Source organism: Streptomyces sp. NPDC107581 (assembly GCF_055657175.1).
Window position 1 is genome coordinate 26,024 of record NZ_JBVKBH010000018.1, and the last position, 17,896, is coordinate 43,919.

Annotated in this window: 16 protein-coding genes; 1 reads left to right on the plus strand and 15 read right to left on the minus strand. The window is 68.9% G+C overall.

The features are described from left to right. Window positions 1-38: 38 nt before the first annotated feature. From ACZ7P3_RS35040 to ACZ7P3_RS35050, 3 genes are all read right to left on the minus strand, one after another. Window positions 39-773: a phosphopantetheine-binding protein gene (locus tag ACZ7P3_RS35040; protein ID WP_472087895.1), complete on the minus strand. Its 735-nt coding sequence runs from the start codon at window positions 771-773 to the stop codon at window positions 39-41. Window positions 774-1,173: 400 nt separating this feature from the next. Further along, window positions 1,174-1,431, minus strand: coding sequence for a phosphopantetheine-binding protein (locus tag ACZ7P3_RS35045; RefSeq protein WP_472087897.1), 258 nt, complete (start codon window positions 1,429-1,431; stop codon window positions 1,174-1,176). Then, window positions 1,428-1,655 (minus strand): MbtH family protein, encoded by a 228-nt coding sequence (locus ACZ7P3_RS35050; protein ID WP_472087898.1) that lies wholly within the window; start codon window positions 1,653-1,655, stop codon window positions 1,428-1,430. The genes ACZ7P3_RS35045 and ACZ7P3_RS35050 overlap by 4 nt, the downstream gene beginning before the upstream one ends. A 137-nt stretch (window positions 1,656-1,792) precedes the next feature. On the opposite strand from ACZ7P3_RS35050, the gene ACZ7P3_RS35055 reads away from it, so the two are divergent. Beyond that, window positions 1,793-2,920: a MupA/Atu3671 family FMN-dependent luciferase-like monooxygenase gene (locus ACZ7P3_RS35055; protein ID WP_472087899.1), complete on the plus strand. Its 1,128-nt coding sequence runs from the start codon at window positions 1,793-1,795 to the stop codon at window positions 2,918-2,920. A 734-nt stretch (window positions 2,921-3,654) separates the two neighbouring features. Here the strand turns inward: ACZ7P3_RS35055 and ACZ7P3_RS35060 are convergent. The 12 genes from ACZ7P3_RS35060 to ACZ7P3_RS35115 all read right to left on the minus strand — a co-directional run bounded on the left by ACZ7P3_RS35060 (window position 3,655) and on the right by ACZ7P3_RS35115 (window position 17,662). Next, entirely contained in the window at window positions 3,655-4,833 is a 1,179-nt protein-coding gene (locus ACZ7P3_RS35060; protein WP_472087900.1) for a 2-oxo acid dehydrogenase subunit E2, read from the minus strand. Then, window positions 4,826-5,833 carry an alpha-ketoacid dehydrogenase subunit beta gene (locus ACZ7P3_RS35065; protein WP_472087901.1) on the minus strand — a complete coding sequence of 336 codons (1,008 nt, stop codon included), beginning with the start codon at window positions 5,831-5,833 and terminating at the stop codon, window positions 4,826-4,828. Before ACZ7P3_RS35065 ends, ACZ7P3_RS35060 begins: the two co-directional genes overlap by 8 nt. Before the next feature lie 3 nt (window positions 5,834-5,836). Next, the gene (locus ACZ7P3_RS35070; protein WP_472087902.1) at window positions 5,837-6,766 is read right to left on the minus strand and encodes a thiamine pyrophosphate-dependent dehydrogenase E1 component subunit alpha; all 930 of its coding nucleotides are present in this window, start codon (window positions 6,764-6,766) and stop codon (window positions 5,837-5,839) included. Window positions 6,767-6,942: 176 nt separating this feature from the next. Beyond that, window positions 6,943-8,043, minus strand: coding sequence for a C45 family autoproteolytic acyltransferase/hydolase (locus ACZ7P3_RS35075; RefSeq protein WP_472087904.1), 1,101 nt, complete (start codon window positions 8,041-8,043; stop codon window positions 6,943-6,945). Then, complete coding sequence (locus ACZ7P3_RS35080) at window positions 8,040-8,654, minus strand: GNAT family N-acetyltransferase (RefSeq protein WP_472087905.1); 615 nt, start codon at window positions 8,652-8,654, stop codon at window positions 8,040-8,042. Before ACZ7P3_RS35080 ends, ACZ7P3_RS35075 begins: the two co-directional genes overlap by 4 nt. Before the next feature lies 1 nt (window position 8,655). Then, entirely contained in the window at window positions 8,656-8,916 is a 261-nt protein-coding gene (locus tag ACZ7P3_RS35085; protein WP_472087906.1) for a phosphopantetheine-binding protein, read from the minus strand. Next, window positions 8,906-10,444, minus strand: coding sequence for an AMP-binding protein (locus ACZ7P3_RS35090; RefSeq protein WP_472087907.1), 1,539 nt, complete (start codon window positions 10,442-10,444; stop codon window positions 8,906-8,908). The genes ACZ7P3_RS35085 and ACZ7P3_RS35090 overlap by 11 nt, the downstream gene beginning before the upstream one ends. Further along, entirely contained in the window at window positions 10,441-12,456 is a 2,016-nt protein-coding gene (locus tag ACZ7P3_RS35095; RefSeq protein ID WP_472087909.1) for a class I tRNA ligase family protein, read from the minus strand. The genes ACZ7P3_RS35090 and ACZ7P3_RS35095 overlap by 4 nt, the downstream gene beginning before the upstream one ends. Continuing rightward, entirely contained in the window at window positions 12,453-13,529 is a 1,077-nt protein-coding gene (locus tag ACZ7P3_RS35100) for an NAD(P)/FAD-dependent oxidoreductase (protein ID WP_472087911.1), read from the minus strand. Before ACZ7P3_RS35100 ends, ACZ7P3_RS35095 begins: the two co-directional genes overlap by 4 nt. Before the next feature lie 3 nt (window positions 13,530-13,532). Further along, window positions 13,533-14,828: a lysine N(6)-hydroxylase/L-ornithine N(5)-oxygenase family protein gene (locus tag ACZ7P3_RS35105; protein ID WP_472087913.1), complete on the minus strand. Its 1,296-nt coding sequence runs from the start codon at window positions 14,826-14,828 to the stop codon at window positions 13,533-13,535. Window positions 14,829-14,938: 110 nt separating this feature from the next. Then, complete coding sequence (locus ACZ7P3_RS35110; RefSeq protein ID WP_472087914.1) at window positions 14,939-16,174, minus strand: acyl-CoA dehydrogenase family protein; 1,236 nt, start codon at window positions 16,172-16,174, stop codon at window positions 14,939-14,941. 459 nt (window positions 16,175-16,633) lie between these two features. Beyond that, a complete protein-coding gene (locus ACZ7P3_RS35115) occupies window positions 16,634-17,662 on the minus strand; it encodes a 3-oxoacyl-ACP synthase (protein WP_472087916.1) in 1,029 nt (342 codons plus the stop codon). Window positions 17,663-17,896 lie beyond the last annotated feature (234 nt).

The window sequence follows — 17,896 nt, forward strand, 5'->3', positions numbered from 1 at the left end:
AAACAGGAACCCGGTCCGCGGCCGGGTTCCGGCCGCCGTCACGAGGCCCCCCTGCGCCGCAGCGCCGGCCGGGCACTGCTCTCGGCGGCCCCGAGCCGCGCCGCGATGTCCCGCAGCGACGCCGCGTCGAAGACCACGCGGACGCTCAACTCGCACCCCATGACGCTGCGGACCCGGCTGGTCAGCTGCATGGCGAGCAGCGGCGTCCCGCCGAGGGCGAAGAAGTCGTCGTCGAGACCCGCCTCCGGCAGGTCCAGGACATCGGCCACGATCTCGCACAGCTGCCGGCCCCGAGTGTCGGCCGGCGATGCGACGGCAGCCTCCGCGCTCGACGGCCCGGCACCCGACGGCTTGACGGCCGCCGGTTGATCGCTCGACGCCATCCGCTCCGCCGACGCCCGGCGATCCGACTTGCCGTTCGCCGTGATCGGGAAGGCGTCGAGCAGCTCGGCCTCGACGACCTCGACCGCGACGCGGCATGCGTCGCCGTCTGGCACCACCTGAAGGACTTCGCCGTTCCGCTCGAGGTACGTCGTGCGGAGCGTGCCATGCCGGCGGTACAGCACCATGAGCGCCCGCTCGAGGCGGTCGATGGAGAGGTCGCCACCGACGCTCAGCACAGCCTTCCGGATGTCGGCGGTGTCATCTGGTCGCAGGATCCGGGAGAAATACAACCGTCGCTGCGCCCACGATGCGGCGACCGTTCGGGAATGACCTCCGGTCGAGGAATCACCGTCCGAATCCGACATGACCTGAACATTGTTGTACGGCATTCCGGGCACGAAGGAACTCCAACCGATCTATCAAGTCTGGAAAAAGTCAGCCACGTGAGCCCGCGACGACATCCAACGGGCTGGAATAAGATGACGCCGATTTCCAGAAGAGGTCGAAGCGCCGTTGACCGAGGGCGCTATCACCGAACCATGAACATATGGGCCGGGACACCGTCCACCGCAAGGTGACATCGGCTCGATGTCTTGCCGGCGAGACAGGCTTTCCGTCTCGGTCTCCTGATGCTGATGCGACTTGCCTGGCACGAGGAATCGAACCCCAGAACCCAGTCACCGGGGTAGCGGCGGATCCACGTTCCGTCCCGAAGCCACGCGCGCCGTCGGTCGCGTCACGGCGGCGTCGCACCCGGGACACCGCCCAAACGCGACGGTCACGACATGGTCAGGACGCCTCGCCGACCAGTTCGCTCAGCACGTCGCTGAGGTCGCTGAGCAGCGGGTGCTTGAGGATGACGCCCGTGATCCGGGATATCCCGAGCTCCTGGCGGAGGGCCTGGCCGAGGCGGACGGCGATGATGGAGTTGCCGCCGACGGCCAGGAAGTCGTCACCGATGCCGATGTCCGGGTTCCCCAGAAGCTCCCGCACCTTGCCGACCACCAGCTCGTCCATGGGGTTACGGAACCCGCTCTCGACCGTCACCTGTCCACCTCTCGCACTTCATCGGTCAGCTCTCGCAGGCTGGCAGGCCGCATGTCCGACCAGTGTGCGGACACGTATTCAAGACAGTTCGCCCGCGTGTCCGCGTCGTGCGCGACCGACCAGCCGGCGGGCACGGCATGGGACGCCGGCCACAGCGAGTACTGCTCCTCGCCGTTGACCAGGACCAGATGAACGCCTTCCTCGTCTTCGAACGGATTGGCCACGGCTCTCCTGTGTGAACGAAACCTGATTTCCCGAAGGACGTGTCCATCGTGCGCTTGTCTCGCCGGCGAGACAACACTCCGTCGGCCGTTTTCCACCGCGGTCCGCGGTGAGTGTGTCCGCGTAGAACGAGGGTGCTATGAATCAGGAGCGGGCGCATTTACTGACCGATATTCGCCACACACCCCCGACTCCGAACCGTATCCGCTGGGGAGAACGCACCATGGATCTCAGCCTCTTCTATTTTGCCAACGACAGCGGAGGCGCCGAGGCCGACCGGTACCGGTTGTTGCTCGAAGGCGCCCGCTTCGCCGACGAGAACGGCTTGGCGGCGGTGTGGACCCCGGAACGCCATTTCCACCCCTTCGGTGGGACCTATCCGAACCCCTCGGTGACCAGTGCGGCGATCGCCGCGACGACGGAGCGTGTCAAGATCCGGGCGGGCAGCGTCGTGGCACCGTTGCACCACGCGCTGCGGATCGCCGAGGAGTGGTCTGTGGTGGACAACATCTCCCGGGGCCGAGTCGGGGTGTCCTTCGCCTCCGGCTGGCACGCCGTCGACTTCGCCCTGAATCCGGCCGCCTACACGAACCGCCGGACGGAGATGTACGAGCGGATCGAGCAGGTGCGTGCCCTGTGGCGCGGCGAGGCGATCGAGGTCACCGACGGCGCGGGGAACCCGGTGCAGGTGCGGTCGTTCCCGCCGCCGGTCCAGACCGACCTGCCGATCTGGATCGCCAGTGTCGGCGACGTCGAGACCTTCCGGAGCGCCGGCCGGATCGGAGCCGGGCTCCTCACCCACCTGCTCGGCCAGAGTCCCGAACAGCTGGCGCACAACATCGCCGAGTACCGGAAGGCCGCGGCCGACGCCGGCTGGCCGGGCCACGTCGCGGTGATGGTGCACACGTACCTCGGCGAGGACACCGACAGGGTCCGAGAGCTGGTCCGGCCGTCGCTGAGCGACTACATGCGCAGCTCACTCGGGCTCATCCTGACGTCGGACCTCAGCACCGGAGACCTGGAGCCGGACGAGATCGACATGCTCGTCGAGCGGGCCTTCGAGCACTACTTCGACAACGTCGGCCTGCTCGGCTCGGTCGACAAGGGCGAGCAGGTCGTGGCGCGGCTCGCGGAGCTCGGCGTGGACGAGATCGCGTGTCTCATCGACTTCGGACTGCCGACGGACGAGGTCATGACCGGCTTGACCTATCTCAAGCGACTGCAGGACGCGTGCGGCGCCGACGCGCCGGACCGGCGCACGATCTGACCCTGGTCCTTCCCATGCCGCCGCGGTCGTCCGGCCAGGGTGCGGATCCACCGTGCCCGCGCCGGGGCCGACCCGCCGAAATGCCGGCTGTCGGCCGAGTGGCCGACCCACGCCGAGCGGGAGTTTACGGCCTTTCTTGATCAACTTGTTTTGGCTGGTACCGGCCCGTTTCCGGGCGCGGCTGTAGCGAAACGCCATCTGCGCCTGGTCCTGGGCGAGTATGTCGAGCACGACAACGCCGGGCGCAGCCACCAAGGCGAAGGGCTCAGGCTCCGCGCATGGAACGGCGAGGCGAACGTCATCCCGTTCCCCTCGCCGGCCGACCGGATCCGACGACGAACCAGTTGCATGAACCACCTGGTCAGGGCCGGTGATGGAGTTTTCGACCAGGACAGCCGACGTCGAGCAGTCCGTCGGTCCGAGCACCGTCCTGCAGTTGCTCCAGGCGTTGCGGGGCCACCAGCACGTCCAGACCGGCCCCGGCCGGCCCGCTGCCCGGGTCGAGGCACGCACGGACGATCTGATCGTACGGCGCGACGTGGAACGTCGGGCAGCCGAGCGTCCCGGCGAGCGCCGCGCCGAGGTAGGGCAGGATCGGGTCGGCTGTGTAGCCGGCCGCGATCCCGATCCGTCAACCGGCCGACGCCGGGTCGTCGGCTGCTTGGTAGGCGGCGCGCAGCGCGCGGAGGTCCACAGGGGCGTCGACGAGCGGCAGTGGCATCGTCGTCCTCCCGTCAGCCCGCGAGCCGGGCGATGCCGTCGGCGGTCTCCAGGTCCTGCTTCACCGCGGTGAGGAAGCGGACCGCGTCACGGCCGTTGAGATAGCGGTGGTCGTAGGTGGCCGCGACCGTGGTGACCGGCCGGGTGAACGGCGTACCGTCCTCGGTCAGCGCGACTTCGCTCCGCTCGGCGCACAAGGTCACGACGCAGGTGCGGCCCGGATGGACGATCGGCGCGGCCAGGATGATGTCCGGATCGTTGTGCAGCGAGAGGGTGATGGCCTCGTCGGCGAACGCGTCCCCGCGGAAGTTCTGCCGCAGGGCGCTGACTCGGAAGTCCATGAGGTCGTCGGCCAGGTCGCCGATCGGACGGCGGGCGGCGTCCTTGAGCACCGGGATGAACAGCCCGGTCCCGACGTCGACGGTGACCCCGACGTTGGCGGCCGACGCGAGGGAGAGGGTGTGGTCCGCACCGGGCGTGGCGAAGAACAGCGGGAAGTCGGCGTGGCGGGCGGCAATGGCCTTGACCAGGAGCTCGACCAGTCCGTATGGGGCGCCGCCGCGGGTGGCGCGGAACGCTGTCAGGTCGACCGCGATCGCGGCGAAGGCGGCCGGGATCGTGCGGTGCGCCTCGCTGACGACGGCGGCCACCGCGCGCTGGCGCGGACTGAGGCTGACGACGACGGCGTCCGCGGACGCCGCGGACGCCCCAGCCGCCGCGCACGCCGCCCCCTGGTCCATGACCCCCTGGTCGATGAGCCGCTGGACATCGGAGGCCTTCACCACCCGCTTGCCGAGCGTACGCAGTTGCTCGGTCCGGATGCCGCGATCCTGGGCGAGGGTGCGCGCGGCGTCGCTGAGGATCAGGTCCGGGCCGCCATCGCGGTCCTCGCCCTCGCCCTCGGGTGCGGCGGTCACGACGGCGGCCGCCAGGCTCGCCAGGTAGTCGTCCCGTTCCTGGCGGCTGTCGAACAGCAGCCCCACGGGCCGCCCGAACTCGCAGCGCGCTCCGGCCTCGACGAGCCGGTGGAGGACGCCGTCCGCGTCCGCGACGAGTTCCTCCAGGGCCTTGGCAGTCTCGACCTCGGCGACGACCGCGTCCGCGGACACCGCGGCGCCGTCGTCGACCGTCCAGCCGACCAGGACGCAGCCCTCGTCGTTGTTGTTGAACTTCGGCAGCAGCAGTTCACGCATGCAACGCCTCCCAGATGGCGCGGTGGATGTCAGAAGCTTGGGGGAGCACGGTCTGTTCCAGGTGTGCGGCGGTCGGGATCACCTCGGCCTCGGCGCTGCAGAGCACGACCGGGCGCCGCAGCCGGCCCCACAGCCGCGCATAGACGCGCGCGGCGACCTCCGAGCCCCAGGTGCCGCCGGCGGCGCAGTCCTCGACCAGGCACACGACCTCGGTGCCGGCCAGGGCGGGCAGCAGTGGCTCCACGTCGAACGGGTACAACCGGGTCGGAACGATCACCTCGCAGGTGATCTCGTGCTCGGCGAACAGCGTCCCGGCCGCCGCCAGCGCCCGCCGGGCCACGCCGCCGGGCGCGATGATCACGCAGTCGGCCGCGTCGTCGCCGTCCGACGCCCGCAGCCGTGCCGGGCCGGCGGCTCCGAACGGGAAATCGGCGACGAACGGCCCGTCCGTCCCCGGCTCGTGCATCGGCTGCGTGTAGAGCACCTTGTCCTCGAACAGGACGGCCGGCTCGCCATCGGCGAGCAGGCCGGCCAGCAGCGCCGTGCTGTCGTGGAACGGCGAGATCTCGTGCACCGACAGGTGCGGCACGCCGATGAAGTGCTTCTGCAGGCTCTGGCTGTGGGTCGGGCCGTACCCGCGCCGCCCGCCGGTGGGACAGCGCACGATCACCGGGACCTCGACGCGGCGGCCGTACATCGCGACCGATTTGGCCGCGAAGTTGACGATCTGGTCGAAGGCCAAGGTGGCGAAGTCGCCGAACATGATCTCGACGATGGCGCGCCCGCCGGACAGCGCCAGCCCGTTGGCCACGCCCACCAGCGACTGCTCGCTGATGGGCGTGCTCAGGACCCGGTCGGGGTAGCCCGACGACAGCCCTTTGGTGATCTTGAAGGCGCCGCCGTACGGATCGGCGACGTCCTCCCCCAGCAGGAACAGGTCGGGGTCGGCGGCGAAGGCCGCGTGCAGCGCCCGGTTCAGGTTCTCAGCGACACGCTCCACGGCTCAGCCCCTCTCCCACACCGAGGCCGGACGGGCCAGGACCCGGTCCACGGCCTCGGCGATCCGCGTCCGCTGCTCGTCCTCGACCTTGGCGAACAGGTCGGGGTCCAGGCGCCGATAGGCGTCGTGCCAGTCGTGCTCCCGCTCGGCGGCGACCTCGGCGGCGGAGCGCGTGTCGTCGCCCTTGCTGTGCGGGCCGAGGCGGTGGGTCGCGAACTCCACGACGACCGGCCCGCCGCCGGCGCGCGTCCGTTCGACCACCGGTGCCAGGCGCGCGCGGATCGCGGCGACGTCGCTGCCGGTCACGGACACATGGGCGATTCCGAACGCCGCGGCCCGCCCGGCGATGTCGCCGGCCATGGCGCGCGCGGTCGGCGTGGTCTGCGCGATGCCGTTGTTCTCCACGACCACCAGCAGCGGCAGCCGCCACAGCGCGGCCAGGTTCAACGCCTCGTAGACGGCGCCCTCGCCCCAGGTGCCGTCGCCGATGTAGGCCACGGCGATCCCGGGCTTGCCGGTCCGCTGGAACCACAAGGCCGTGCCCACGGCCACCGGCAGGCTCTCGCCCTGCACCCCGGTGGACAGGTAGGTGCCCCGGAAGATGTGCTGGCTGCCGCCGACGCCCGAGCAGACGGCGCCCTCGCGGCCGGTCATCTCGGCCAGCAGGCCCTCGGGGTCGTCGAAGCGGGCCAGGTAGTGTCCGTGGCCGCGGTGGTTGCTGAACACGAAGTCGTCCGGGGCCAGCAGCGGCCCCAGGGCCACGGGCACGTACTCCTGGCCGAGGCAGGTGTGCGTGGTGCCGTTGAGCAGCCCGCGCGCGAACAGGTCCAGCACGGTCTGCTCGAAGTGCCTGATCATCAGCAGGCTGGAGAGATCGTCGACGTCGATCCCGGCATCGATCCCGGCGACGCTGATGGCAGTACCTGCTTTCATGACAGGTTCCCTTCCGGAAAAGCTTCTGACGCGCGTCCCTCGAGGGCTGTCGTGAGCTGATCCTCGTGGTTCACAAGGACGACGAATCGCCCGTTCTCGTCATCGAGCACGTTCATGTTCCCGCCCGTCGGAGTTCGAAAAGATCAAGAGGGACCGACATCTCGGCACCCTCGGCGTCACCCCGCATCATCTGCGCCCGCTCGGGGAGAGCCGTCAGTGCGGCGGTCCGGGTCCGCAAAGGTGAACTCCCTGGTGACAGATGCGGCGGGATCACCCGGCCTGATGTACAACCGGCCGCTCCCCGGCAGAGCGACGGCCGCAGCCACGGTGCGCTCGTACCGGATGTCACCGGTTCCGACAACTCGGATGGGAGGGACCGAGAGCAAAGCGAAATGCTCCTCCACCCCTGCGGCCGGTGCCATCGCGGCGAGACCGGCGCGGCACGCCTCCAGCCTTCGGCGTGAGGAGTTCCGCGCGAAGACGTTGATCTCGTCGAAGGGTTCGAACTCGGGGTGCAGGAAGTGGTTGGTGTGCTCGGCCTGTTGGGCTTCGAAGCACCGGAACCCGCCGTCCAGAGCCTCCACCCAGACCGCTTTGCCCGCGTCGCAGAGCATGAACGACCGTGAGCTGGCCAACGGGAGACCGCGGAGGCACTCGACCGCCTCATCGACGGTGGCAGCCGAGTCCAACACGTGGCGAATGGCCAGGTACGGCGGGACTCCGGGTTTCCAGTCGCCGCCGAGGACCAGGTTGAGGCCCACGGCCAGGCCGTCGCTGTTGACGCCCAGATAGCCGAGGAGGCCCGCGAAGCTGAGCACCAGGACCCCGCGCGGGGAACCTGTGAGCCGGACGTCGAGGACGCTGATCTGATCGTCCAGGTCGCCGTTGAGGTCCACCGTCTGGGCCAGGACCGGATGGGAACCGGCCCTCGCATAGGTGGTGCAGTCGCCTCGCGCCGGGATCTTCCGGTAGCCCAGGATCTCCCGGCGCAGTTGCAGCAGCAGCGCCTGGTCGCGGTGGATTCCGATCCCGTCGGCGAGTCCGGTGATCTCGTCCGCGAGCCGTGGCAGCTCCGCCGTGATCACCTTGTCGAACGCGGACAGCACCGGTTCGAGCCCGGACATCGTGACCTGTTCGTCCAGAAGCAGGTCGAGACGGCAGAGCGAGTCGTCGACGAAGCCGCGCAACGGACCTGCGAGAGCAGCGCCGTGCTGTCGGCCGACCTCGTGCGGATCGCCGCGGAGACGCAGATGGGTGATGCCCGCTCCGCCGGTCACACCACCATGTCCTGACGGGTCACCTTCGCGTGAGCGGCCAGCTCGCCCTTGAGCCAGGGCCACTCGCCGCGCACCACGCTGTAGTAGACCGCGTCCCGGCGCCTGCCGCCCGGCATCGGGTTGAAGCTGCGGAAGACGCCCTCCTCCAGCGCGCCGATGTTGCGCAGGCCCGCTCGGGCCTGCACGTTGAGCCGGTCCGTCTTGAACTCCACGCGCTCGGCACCCAGGGTCTCGAAGGCGTGCTCGAGCAGGAGGTACTTGGCCCAGCGGTTGATGCCGCGGCCCTGGAAGTCGACGCCCAGCCAGGACCAGCCGATCTCCAGGCGCGAGTCCGCCTCCGAGAGGTTGCCGAAGCTCATGCTCCCCGCGCAGCGCCCCGTCGTCTTGTCGGTGATGTGGAAGACCACGCGCCTGCCCGCCGCGTGGTCGGCGACCATGCCCTCGAAGAAGGCGTCGAAGTCCGCCTCGGTCTCGACGAGGCTCACGAAGTAGCGCCAGATCACCGGGTCCATCGCGATGCCGTGGATCGACTCGCGGTCCTCGGGACTGATCGGACGCAGCCTCACGTGGTCGTTCTCCAGCGTGGCCGCTGCCAGCTCCGCCCAACTCACTCTAGGCAGCCTTTCCCGCGTAGCGCGACAGGGTGTCGACGACGTCGTGGAGGGTGCGCATCTCGGCGACGTCGCGCTCGGTCAGATGCGCGAGGTCGACCGCGAGGTCCTCGCAGAGCCGGGTCAGGAACAGGACCTTCTGCAGCGAGGTCAGTCCGTGGTCGGTCAACGCGACGTCCGGGTCGATCCCGTGCGGATCCGCGGCCGACTGGAGCGCGGCCGACAGGTTCTCCCGCGCGATGGTCTCGATGTCACTGGGCATGGATACCGTCCTGGTTGTTCGTGATCTCCGCCTGGAAGGCGGCGAAGATGGCCTGACGTCTCGGCTTGAACTGCGAAGTGAGCATTCCGTTGGCGATGCTGGGCCGGGGGCTCGCGACCACGACCTTGCGGATCTGTTCGTCACGGCCGAACGAGGCGTTGGTGCGGGCCAGCTGGTCGGCGATCGCCTCGAGGTCGGGCGTGTCGGAGGACGGCGAGACCACCGCGACCAGGGACGTCTGCGCGGGGCAGAACACCACGCACTCCTCGATCGCCGGACTCGTCCGCATGTGCTCCTCGATCGGCCGGACGATCACCTTCTTGCCGTTTCCGAGCACGATGACGTCGTCGGCGCGCCCCTGGATGAACAGGAAGCCGTCCTCGTCCACATAGCCGAGGTCGCCGGTGCGCACCACCCCGTCCGCGACGAACATCCGCTCGGAGTCGCCGGGCTCGGCGAACTCGTAGCGCCGGTTCACCGGATGCTCGCTGCGGACCAGGAGCACGCCGTCCTCGTCGAACAGCACCTGCTTCCCCGGCAGCACCCGCCCCGCGCTGCCCTCCTTGTGGGCACCGGGGTGGTTCTTGCTGACGATGCACGTCTCGTTCAGCCCGTAGCCCTCATAGATGGGAAGGCCCGCGTCGGTGAGGTAGCGCAGCACCTCCCGGTCCGCCGGTGCCGATCCCGTCCACAGGTAGCGGATCCGATCGCCGAACAGCCGCCGCGCGGCCGCGCGGCGCGCCGCGTCCGGCGTGACGCCGTCCGCGCGCGCGGCGTCCTGGCTGATCTGCTGCCTGGCGGCCTCGAAGAACGCCGGCACACCCATCACCACGGTCGGCCGGGCCGTCGCGAGCGCGGCGAAGGCCGCCTCGTACGTGGTGACGGTCGCATCGTGGCCGAAGCAGAGGGCGGAGTAGACCCAGTACCGCTGCTGCAGCAGCGACAGCGGAAGGAAGACGAAGAGGTTGTCACCGCCCCGGTGCTCGAAGATCTCCTGCACGGCCTGCATCGACGCGTCGATGCTGCCGACGGTGGCCCCGAGCCCCTTCGGCACGCCGGTGCTGCCGGAGGTGAACTTGATCGTCGTCACCTCCTCGGGCTCGTACACGACGGGCTCGGGCAGCTCCGTCCATGTCCGTCCCGCGGCCTCGGTGACGTCGGCGAAGGCTCGGACCGCCGCCGGCGCGCCCGCCGGCACGTCCTGGTCGGTGAACAGAGCCTTGAGCCCGTAGCGCGCCACCAGCTCTCCGGCGTCGGCGAACTTGCCCGGCTCGAAACCCGCGACCACGGCCTTGAGCCGCAGCGCGGCAAGGTCCAGCAGGACCCATTCCAGGCTGTTGGCCGCCAGGATCCCGATCCGGTCCCCGGACTCGACGCCGAGGCTCCGAAGGTAGGCGGCGACACGGCCCGACTGTTCGTACAGTTCGGTCAGGTCCAGCGTCCTGCGGCTGCCGAGCCGGAGGAACGAGATCCGGTGGCCGGGAGCCGGAGGCCCCGCCACCACGCGGTTGATCACAGAGTCCGTCATCCCGTGGTCTCCGCGGCGAGCGGCCAGTCCGACGGCAGAGCCGCGAAGTAGGACTGGTCCTCAAGGCTGATCCGGGTCCCGGGCGCGACCAGCTCGACCTGGGAGGGCCAGGACGAGAGGTCGGCCGTCCCGAGCGCCTCGGCGAGTCGGGCGGCGAATCGCGGCATGACCGGCGCGGCCGCGCGTGCCAGCAGCTGTGCCGCGGCCAGTTCCAGCGCGACGGCCGTTCGGGCCTCGTCGTGCCAGTCGGCGATCAGCGCCGTCCGTGCCTCTGCCTCGGCGAACCGCCGAGCGTCCACGACGATCCCGTCCAGCTCGGCGGCCGCACGGTTCAGCGAGAATCCGTCCTGTCCGAGGCTGTCGGCGACAGCGGCGAGCCGTATTCCCAGGCGGTTGAGGAACGCCGTGTGCTCGGGAGTCCAGACGCCGGCGTCGGGGGCGATCCCGCCGTACTGCCCGGCGATCCGTGCGCCCAGGTCGTTCAGCCAGCTCTGCCAGCCGTCCACCAGGACCCTCTGGACGGTCTCCGTGTACGCCTCGAGCTCGAAGTTCGTCCGTTGCTGCTCCGGACGTGTGAGCGACAGGTAGTAGCGCACCGCGTCCACGGTCTCCGGGCGCAGGATCTGCTTGCCCCAGACGGCATGGCGTCGGCTGGTGGAGAACTTGCCGCCCTCCAGCAGGTAGAACTCGTTGACGTGGTAGTCGATGTCGGGATTCCACGCCGGGTACGCCGACCGGTAGAGCGCCGGGTAGAGCACAGCATGGTAGAAGCTGTTGTCGTAGCCGAAGAAGTGGACGAACTTCCAGTCCTGCTCGGGAGCGACGGCTCGCCAGTCACGGCCCAGACGCCCGCCGAGGGCTTCGATGCCGTGGAGGAAGCCGTAGGACATCTCAGGCCAGACCCAGATCACCTGCCCGTCCACGGTCGTCTCCGCGGGTGCGACGCCCCAGTCCGAAGGGTGCGTCACGGGAATGTCGAGGCTGGTACGCGCGAACACCCGGTCCGCCAGTTCGCGGAGTCGGGCCGGGACCCGGCCGAGGCGGTGGTGATCGGCGACCTCCTTGCCGAACTCGTGGAGCGGCAGGACGAAGCGGGAGACCGGCTGCTGCTTCGACGGCGCCTCCGACCGGCTGCTCCGCGGGTCGACCAGGTCGACGCAGACGTTCGGCTCGCCGCATTCTTCGCAGATGTTGCCGCTGGTGCCGCCGCCGCATCCGGGACAACCGCCCGAGACGTCCACCTCGTAGAGGTAGGCGCCCGTCTCCGCGTCCACCAGGGCGGCCGTCTGCCGGACGGCGACCGCACCCGAGTCGACCAGCTTCGAGAAGTACCCACGCAGGCCGTCCCGGTAGCCGGGATCCTCGTTGGTCACGGTGTACTGGTCGACCTCGATGTCCATCAGACGGAGCGTCGCGGCGATCTCGGCGCTGTAGTGCCCGGCGGTCCGCGCCGGTTCGCGCTCCTCGCGGCGGGCGCACTCGACCACGTAGCTCTGGAAGTCGTCGCTCCCCGTCAGGTGCCATGCTTCGGTGCCCTGCATGCGCTGGAACCGGACGTAGGCGTCCGCTCCCAGGTAGGGGCCGGACAGATGGCCGAGGTGGAGGTCGCCGTTGGGAGTGGGCGGGGTCGAGAAGACGAAGACCGGCCGCTCGGGGAATCGGCGGCGCGCGGCACCCGCGGCCGCGGTCCGGGCGGCGAGCGCCGGGTCGCGCCAGTACAGGTCGAAGAAGACCAGGTCGACATCGCCGTCGTTCTCGATGACGTGCGTCTCGAACGGCTCGAACTGGCACACCGTTCCCGGCTCCACCCGGATGCGCCGGCCGTCGAAGGCCACCCATCCGGTTCCGGCGACGACGACGAACATCTCGGTCTCGTCGTGCTGGTGCGGATCGGAGGTGCCGCCCGGAGCGACCCGGCCCCAGCCGGCTCCGGCACTCATCGACTCCACGGAGCTCATCTCGATGCCGAATGCCTGGTGCAGTTCCTCGGTGGCGAAGACGCTCACGTTCATGGGTGGCTCCCTTGCTCGGAAACGTTCTGAACGGCCGTATGGAGCAGGTGTGCTGCTTCCGCGGCGATGGCGGGTGCGAGCCTGTAGCCGGAGCCGTTGGCAGCACCCGCGAACACCAGTCGGCCCTCCTCGTCCAGTGCGCGCACCAGAGGCTCCCGATCCGCGCTGTACGCATCGCAGAACACCCGTCCGCTGCGGGCGGAGTCGGCCAGGCGGGGGGCGCGGCGGATCAGCACCTCTCGGGCCTCGGCGAGGTCCGACGCGGAGACGCTGCCGGTGAGCCGGTCGGGGTCGACGTCCCAGACCTGGCTGGTGTAGCTGAAGAGCCAGCGCCGCTGCTCGTGGAGTGGGAGCAGGAACGCGTCCTCGTCGTGGAAGACGACGACTCCGTCCTCGGCCGCGGGCGGCTGTTCGATGTGCAGCGCCACGACCTTCTTCACTCTGACGTCCAGGGGCGCGAGCCGTTCCCGCCAGGCCGGTGCGGCCAGCCACGGGCCGGGTGCGAGCACGACCGCGTCGGCCGTGACGCGTTCTCCGGTGCCGAGCGCGAGTTCGTATCCGTTCCCGGCCTGGTCCAGGGCGGCGACGCAGACCCCGTCCCGGAAACTCGTCCCCGGCCGTAGCGACCGGGCCAGTGCTCGGGCCAGTGCGCCGACGTCGGCGTACTGGCAGCCCTCGCCCTTCCAGGCCGCCGTCTCGTCCGACAGTGGCGGCAGCCAGTCCGGCAGCGCGTCCACGCGGGACATCCGGGCCTCGTCGAGATAGGCCGCCTCCACCTGGCCCGCGCTCGCGCGGTCGGACACCACCAGCATGGGAACCGGGTGGATCGGCAGAGTCGGATCAGCGTCCAGCAGAGCCCGGTAGCAGGCCTGGCTGTAGCCGGACATGCGGCGGACACGCTCCGTCGCGCCACGGGGGAAGTGCAGACCGGCCGAGCGGCGGCTGGCTCCGGATCCGACGGCGTCCTGGTCGAGCACCAGCACGGAGGCGTTCGGAGCCCGAAGCACCAGCTCCCGTGCGATCGTGCACCCGATGATTCCGCCGCCCACGACTGCGAAGTCGACATGTGTCATGGTTCAGCCCACGCTCTCGTCCGGGCTGAGCTTCGCCGACCATTCGATGAACGAAGGTGCCGGATCGTCGCTGCGCACGCATCGAACGCGGTCGATGATCCGCTGGCTCCGCCAGGCGAGCAGGCTGAGGTTCTTGTCCGCCAGTCCGCGCTGTCGCAGTGCCGCGTTCTGGAGGAAGACGCTTCGGTCCGAAGGACCGTCCCATCTCACGGCGAAATCACTGTCGATGCGGTACTCGTCGCCCTCGCGCTCGAGTCGGTCCGCGATCGGCGCGAGGAAGTCGGGCGCGGCGGTGCGGAATCCGGTCGCCCAGACCACCACGTCGGCGTCGACCTGCCCGAGGACCGCCGGATGGTTGCTGTTGGACAGCTTCAACGACCACGCGTTGTCGGAGGCGGCGACCGCGATCACGTTCCGGTTCGGGTACAGCGAGACCAGGTCGGTGTTGCCGTGGATGAACCGCTCGGCGTAGATACGCTGGTAGATCTCGCGGAGTGTGCTCTCGGAGATGCCGTCACTGGTGAGGACGTGCTCCCGGTTGAACGATTCGCGCGTCCCCTGGTCCAGCCGGGCGAAGTAGTCCGAGTAGCCGGGCATGTAGAAGTCGTTGGTGAAGGGCGAGTCGTCGATGGGGTAGAAGTTGCGGCGGCGCGACACCCACGAGACCCGGCGCGGCCGCTCGGCGGACGGCCGCGAGATGAGGTCGAGGAACGCCTCGGCGCCCGACTGGCCGCCGCCGACCACGCAGACCCTCTTTCCCGCCAAGTCGCGGCTGAGAGGCACGAATTCGCTGACGTGGAACTGAGTGAGGCCGAGGTGGTCACGGGCCGCCGCCGGCACCCAGGCATGGCTGCCGATGCCGATCGACACGTTGTTCGCCGTGACAGTGCGCCGGTTGGTACGCAGAACGAATACGCCATCGAAGTCGACGGACACGACCTCCTCGCCGAACACCACGTTCTGGTTGCGCCGGCTCGCCCATTCCAGGTAGTTGCGGAACTCCTGCCGCGGCACCGCGCTGAACTGAGCATTGATGAAGTGGTAGATCCGCCCTTTGTCCTTCAGGTAGGACAGGAACGAAAAGGGACTGGTCGGGTCCGACAGGCTCACCAGATCCTTGAAAATGGACACCTGGAGGGTCGCATCGGGGATCTGCTGTCCATCATGCCAACTGAACTCCTCACGCTTCTCAAGGAAGAGATTCGGCAGCCCCGGACAACCGTGCAACAGAGATGCAAGACTCAGGTTCGCAGGGCCGACGCCGACGCCGACACACTCGTAGTGCTGTTGGTCATTCATGGCTCTCCCCGTGTATGCATCAAATGTCTTTCCGTACCCGGCAGCCAGGGTGAGCCAGGATGTATGGGTACGGATCTGCCCATGTCATTGCTACGACAGGGGAGGACAAGTCAGCGCTCCACTTGACTTGCACTGCGTCCGGATGCTGCTCGGGATCGGCCCGCGTGCGGCCGTCGTCCCAGCGCGTCCGCGATGATCATCTTCTGGACCTCGGACGCTCCCTCGTAGATACGCAGGGACCTGACCTGCCGGTACAAGCGCTCGGGGACGCTGTCGGCAACCAGGCCGGCTGCCCCGTGGATCTGGACGGCAGCGTCGACGATCTCCTGTGCGGCCTCGGTGGCGGCCAACTTGGCGATACTCGAGTGCTTCGCGTAGCCGGGGTTCCCGTGGTCGAGCTCCCACGCAGCCCGCGCGACCAGCATCGCAGAGTAGTTCAGCTTTATTTCCATGTCGGCAAGCGCACCCTTCACCAGCTGAAGGTCCATCAGCCTGCCGCCGTGGATCCGCCGCTCACGGGCCCGCTGGACTGCCGAGTCGGCAGCGCGCCGCGCAAACCCCACCGCGGCCGCCCCCACCGTCATCCGGAATCGCTCCAGCAGGTCCGTCGCGACCACGAACCCCTGTCCGGGGCGTCCGAGGACGCTCGATTCGGGAACCAGGCAGTCTTCGAAGGCCAGGTGTCCGAACGAGCGCGGAGCAACCAACCGCACCTCCTCCAGCACCCGGACTCCAGGCGTTCGCGCCGGCACCAGAAACGCCGTGAGCCCCAGCGCACCGGGTCCCCCACCCGTTCGCGCGATCACGCAGTGCAGATCCGCGATGCCGGCATTGGCGATCCAGGCCTTTCGGCCGTTCAACAGATAGCCGTCGGACACTCGGTCGGCAGTCAGACCGACTGCCGAGATGTCGGAGCCGGCCTCCTCCTCCGAGATCGCGAACGATCCCGCCACCTCGCCCGACGCCATTCGCGGCAGATATTCCAGCTGCTGCTCACTGTTTCCGTACTGGACGATCGTGGTCGCCGACAGCGCCTGGATGGAGAAGGCGAAGTCCGCCAGATCGTCGGCGTACGCAAGGATCTCCCTGGCCAGACAGATCGAGCGGTGGTCACCGGCGGCGGACCCGTTCGCGGGATCGAGGAATCCCAGCCATCCGGCGGAGCCGAGCGCGCTCAGGATCCCCCTGCCGGCCTTCTCCGGGGTCTGCTCCAGAGGACGTGACCACAGGCCGGCGTGGCCGGCGCACCAGTCGGCGAGCTCCACGGCCAACGTGCGGTGCTGCTCCTCGTAGAACGGCAACGCCAGGATGCCCTCATCGAGACCAGTGAACAGCGCGTAAGTCATGTCGCCCTTTCAGATTCGCAGGTCAGCATCGGTCGGGACGGCCGTGAGCCCGGCGGCACCTTGATCAGGCGATGCTCGGTGAAACCTACGCGCCCGAAGCGCGGCCCCGCCAGAATCCGCCGCCCTCTCGCGGCACCACGCCGATGTCGGCGCCATGACGGGCCTCCTCCCCATCAGGAGACGACGATGGTCGCGGACTCACGGGCATGACGGACGGCGAAAACCGTGGATCACCAGGCGCATCTTCACTTCGCCGATGTCGGTTGATCACTTCGTGGCGGGGATTCGACAAGAAGGCACGGAACCTGATGATCGTCTGGTGTCGGAAACCGTACGACCGCAGCATCCGCGCTCTGCCTGCCGTCTTCGCCATGAGCCTGCTGCGACATGCCGGCCGACGCCTGTCTCGCCAGCGAGACAACGCTCCCGCCGACCATTCCGAAAATGCCGGTTCGAGTGCTAGCGCGTCTGCTTGCGGAGCAGAACTCCGTACCGTACTCCAGGAACCGAGGCGGCCAGCAGGTAGTGGCCGTTGTCGCGAAGGCGACCGGCTGCTGCGAGGTCCGTCAGATTGATGATCGGGTCAGCGGCGAAGCAGTGGCCTACCCGTGCGATGTTGTCTGTGTACAACTGCGCTGCGTCAAATCCCGCCTGAAGCTCTTTCATCACGATGATGGCTTCGAAGATATTGGCGTGCATGAGGATGTCGACCTGGTCGATTCCGATGGATGCACGTTTCATCAGCTGCGTGTTCACGCGGCGGGAGAGGTCCGGACTGATCTGGTTCGACCAGTCCAGGTCCTTCAGCTCGTGCGCTGCGGCACTTGCGACGATCTCGTACTCCCCGTCGGTGTCCGACACCAGCACACCGGCCGCGCCATCGCTGAACAGGGCGAACTTGGCCAGTCTTTCCGCCTCGACAGTGACTCTGTCGGTGGTGATGACCAGGACCCGCCGATGGGTTCCGGCAGTTACGAAGGCCTCGGCGACTCGCAGGCCCGCCAGCAGGTTCGTGCATCGGTCGAGCGTGATGCCGAGGAAGTCGGTCTCACGCGTTCCCAACCCCTCCGAGATGGTCCGCACGAAACTGCCGTGGCTGTCCGGCCCCCCTGGAAAACTGGTACAGCACAGCACCAGTGCGTCGACGGAGGTGGGGTCGACGCCGGCGGCGCGGAGAGTCGCCTTGCCCGCCTCGACCGCCAGGTCCTCCAGCGACTTGTGGCTCCGGTGCACATGGCCCCAGCCCCAGAGCTCCGGGGCATACGGCAGCCCTAGTTCACCGGCCCGCGCCTCCAGATCCGGAGTCTCGGTATGGTGCGACGCGATCTCCCCCAGCACGTACTGCGGTCCGCTCAGGAAGACAGAGGAGGAACTCATCGAGGCTCCACAACGGGATGTGTATTTGGTCGGTCGAGTTTCGTCGGTGGCCGGCTCGGCCTCGGGCCCGGCATCCGCCGCCGATTCGTCCGACCGGGCCTCCTCGATCATGTCCGGGTCCCGCGTCCTCCGCAGCAGCGAGAAGGACACCTACAACCCCGCACACCGGCAACCGATCACCGAGACCCGTAGCGTCTCACGCACCCCACCGCCGTGCCCAGCATGCCGCCGACGACCACGCCGACCGGCATCCAGCCCCGGGGGATGAAGCGCACGAGCCCGCCACCGATCGACGGCCCGGCTAATTCTGCGAACGACGCCGTCGTGCCCGGCTTCCCGTTGGCG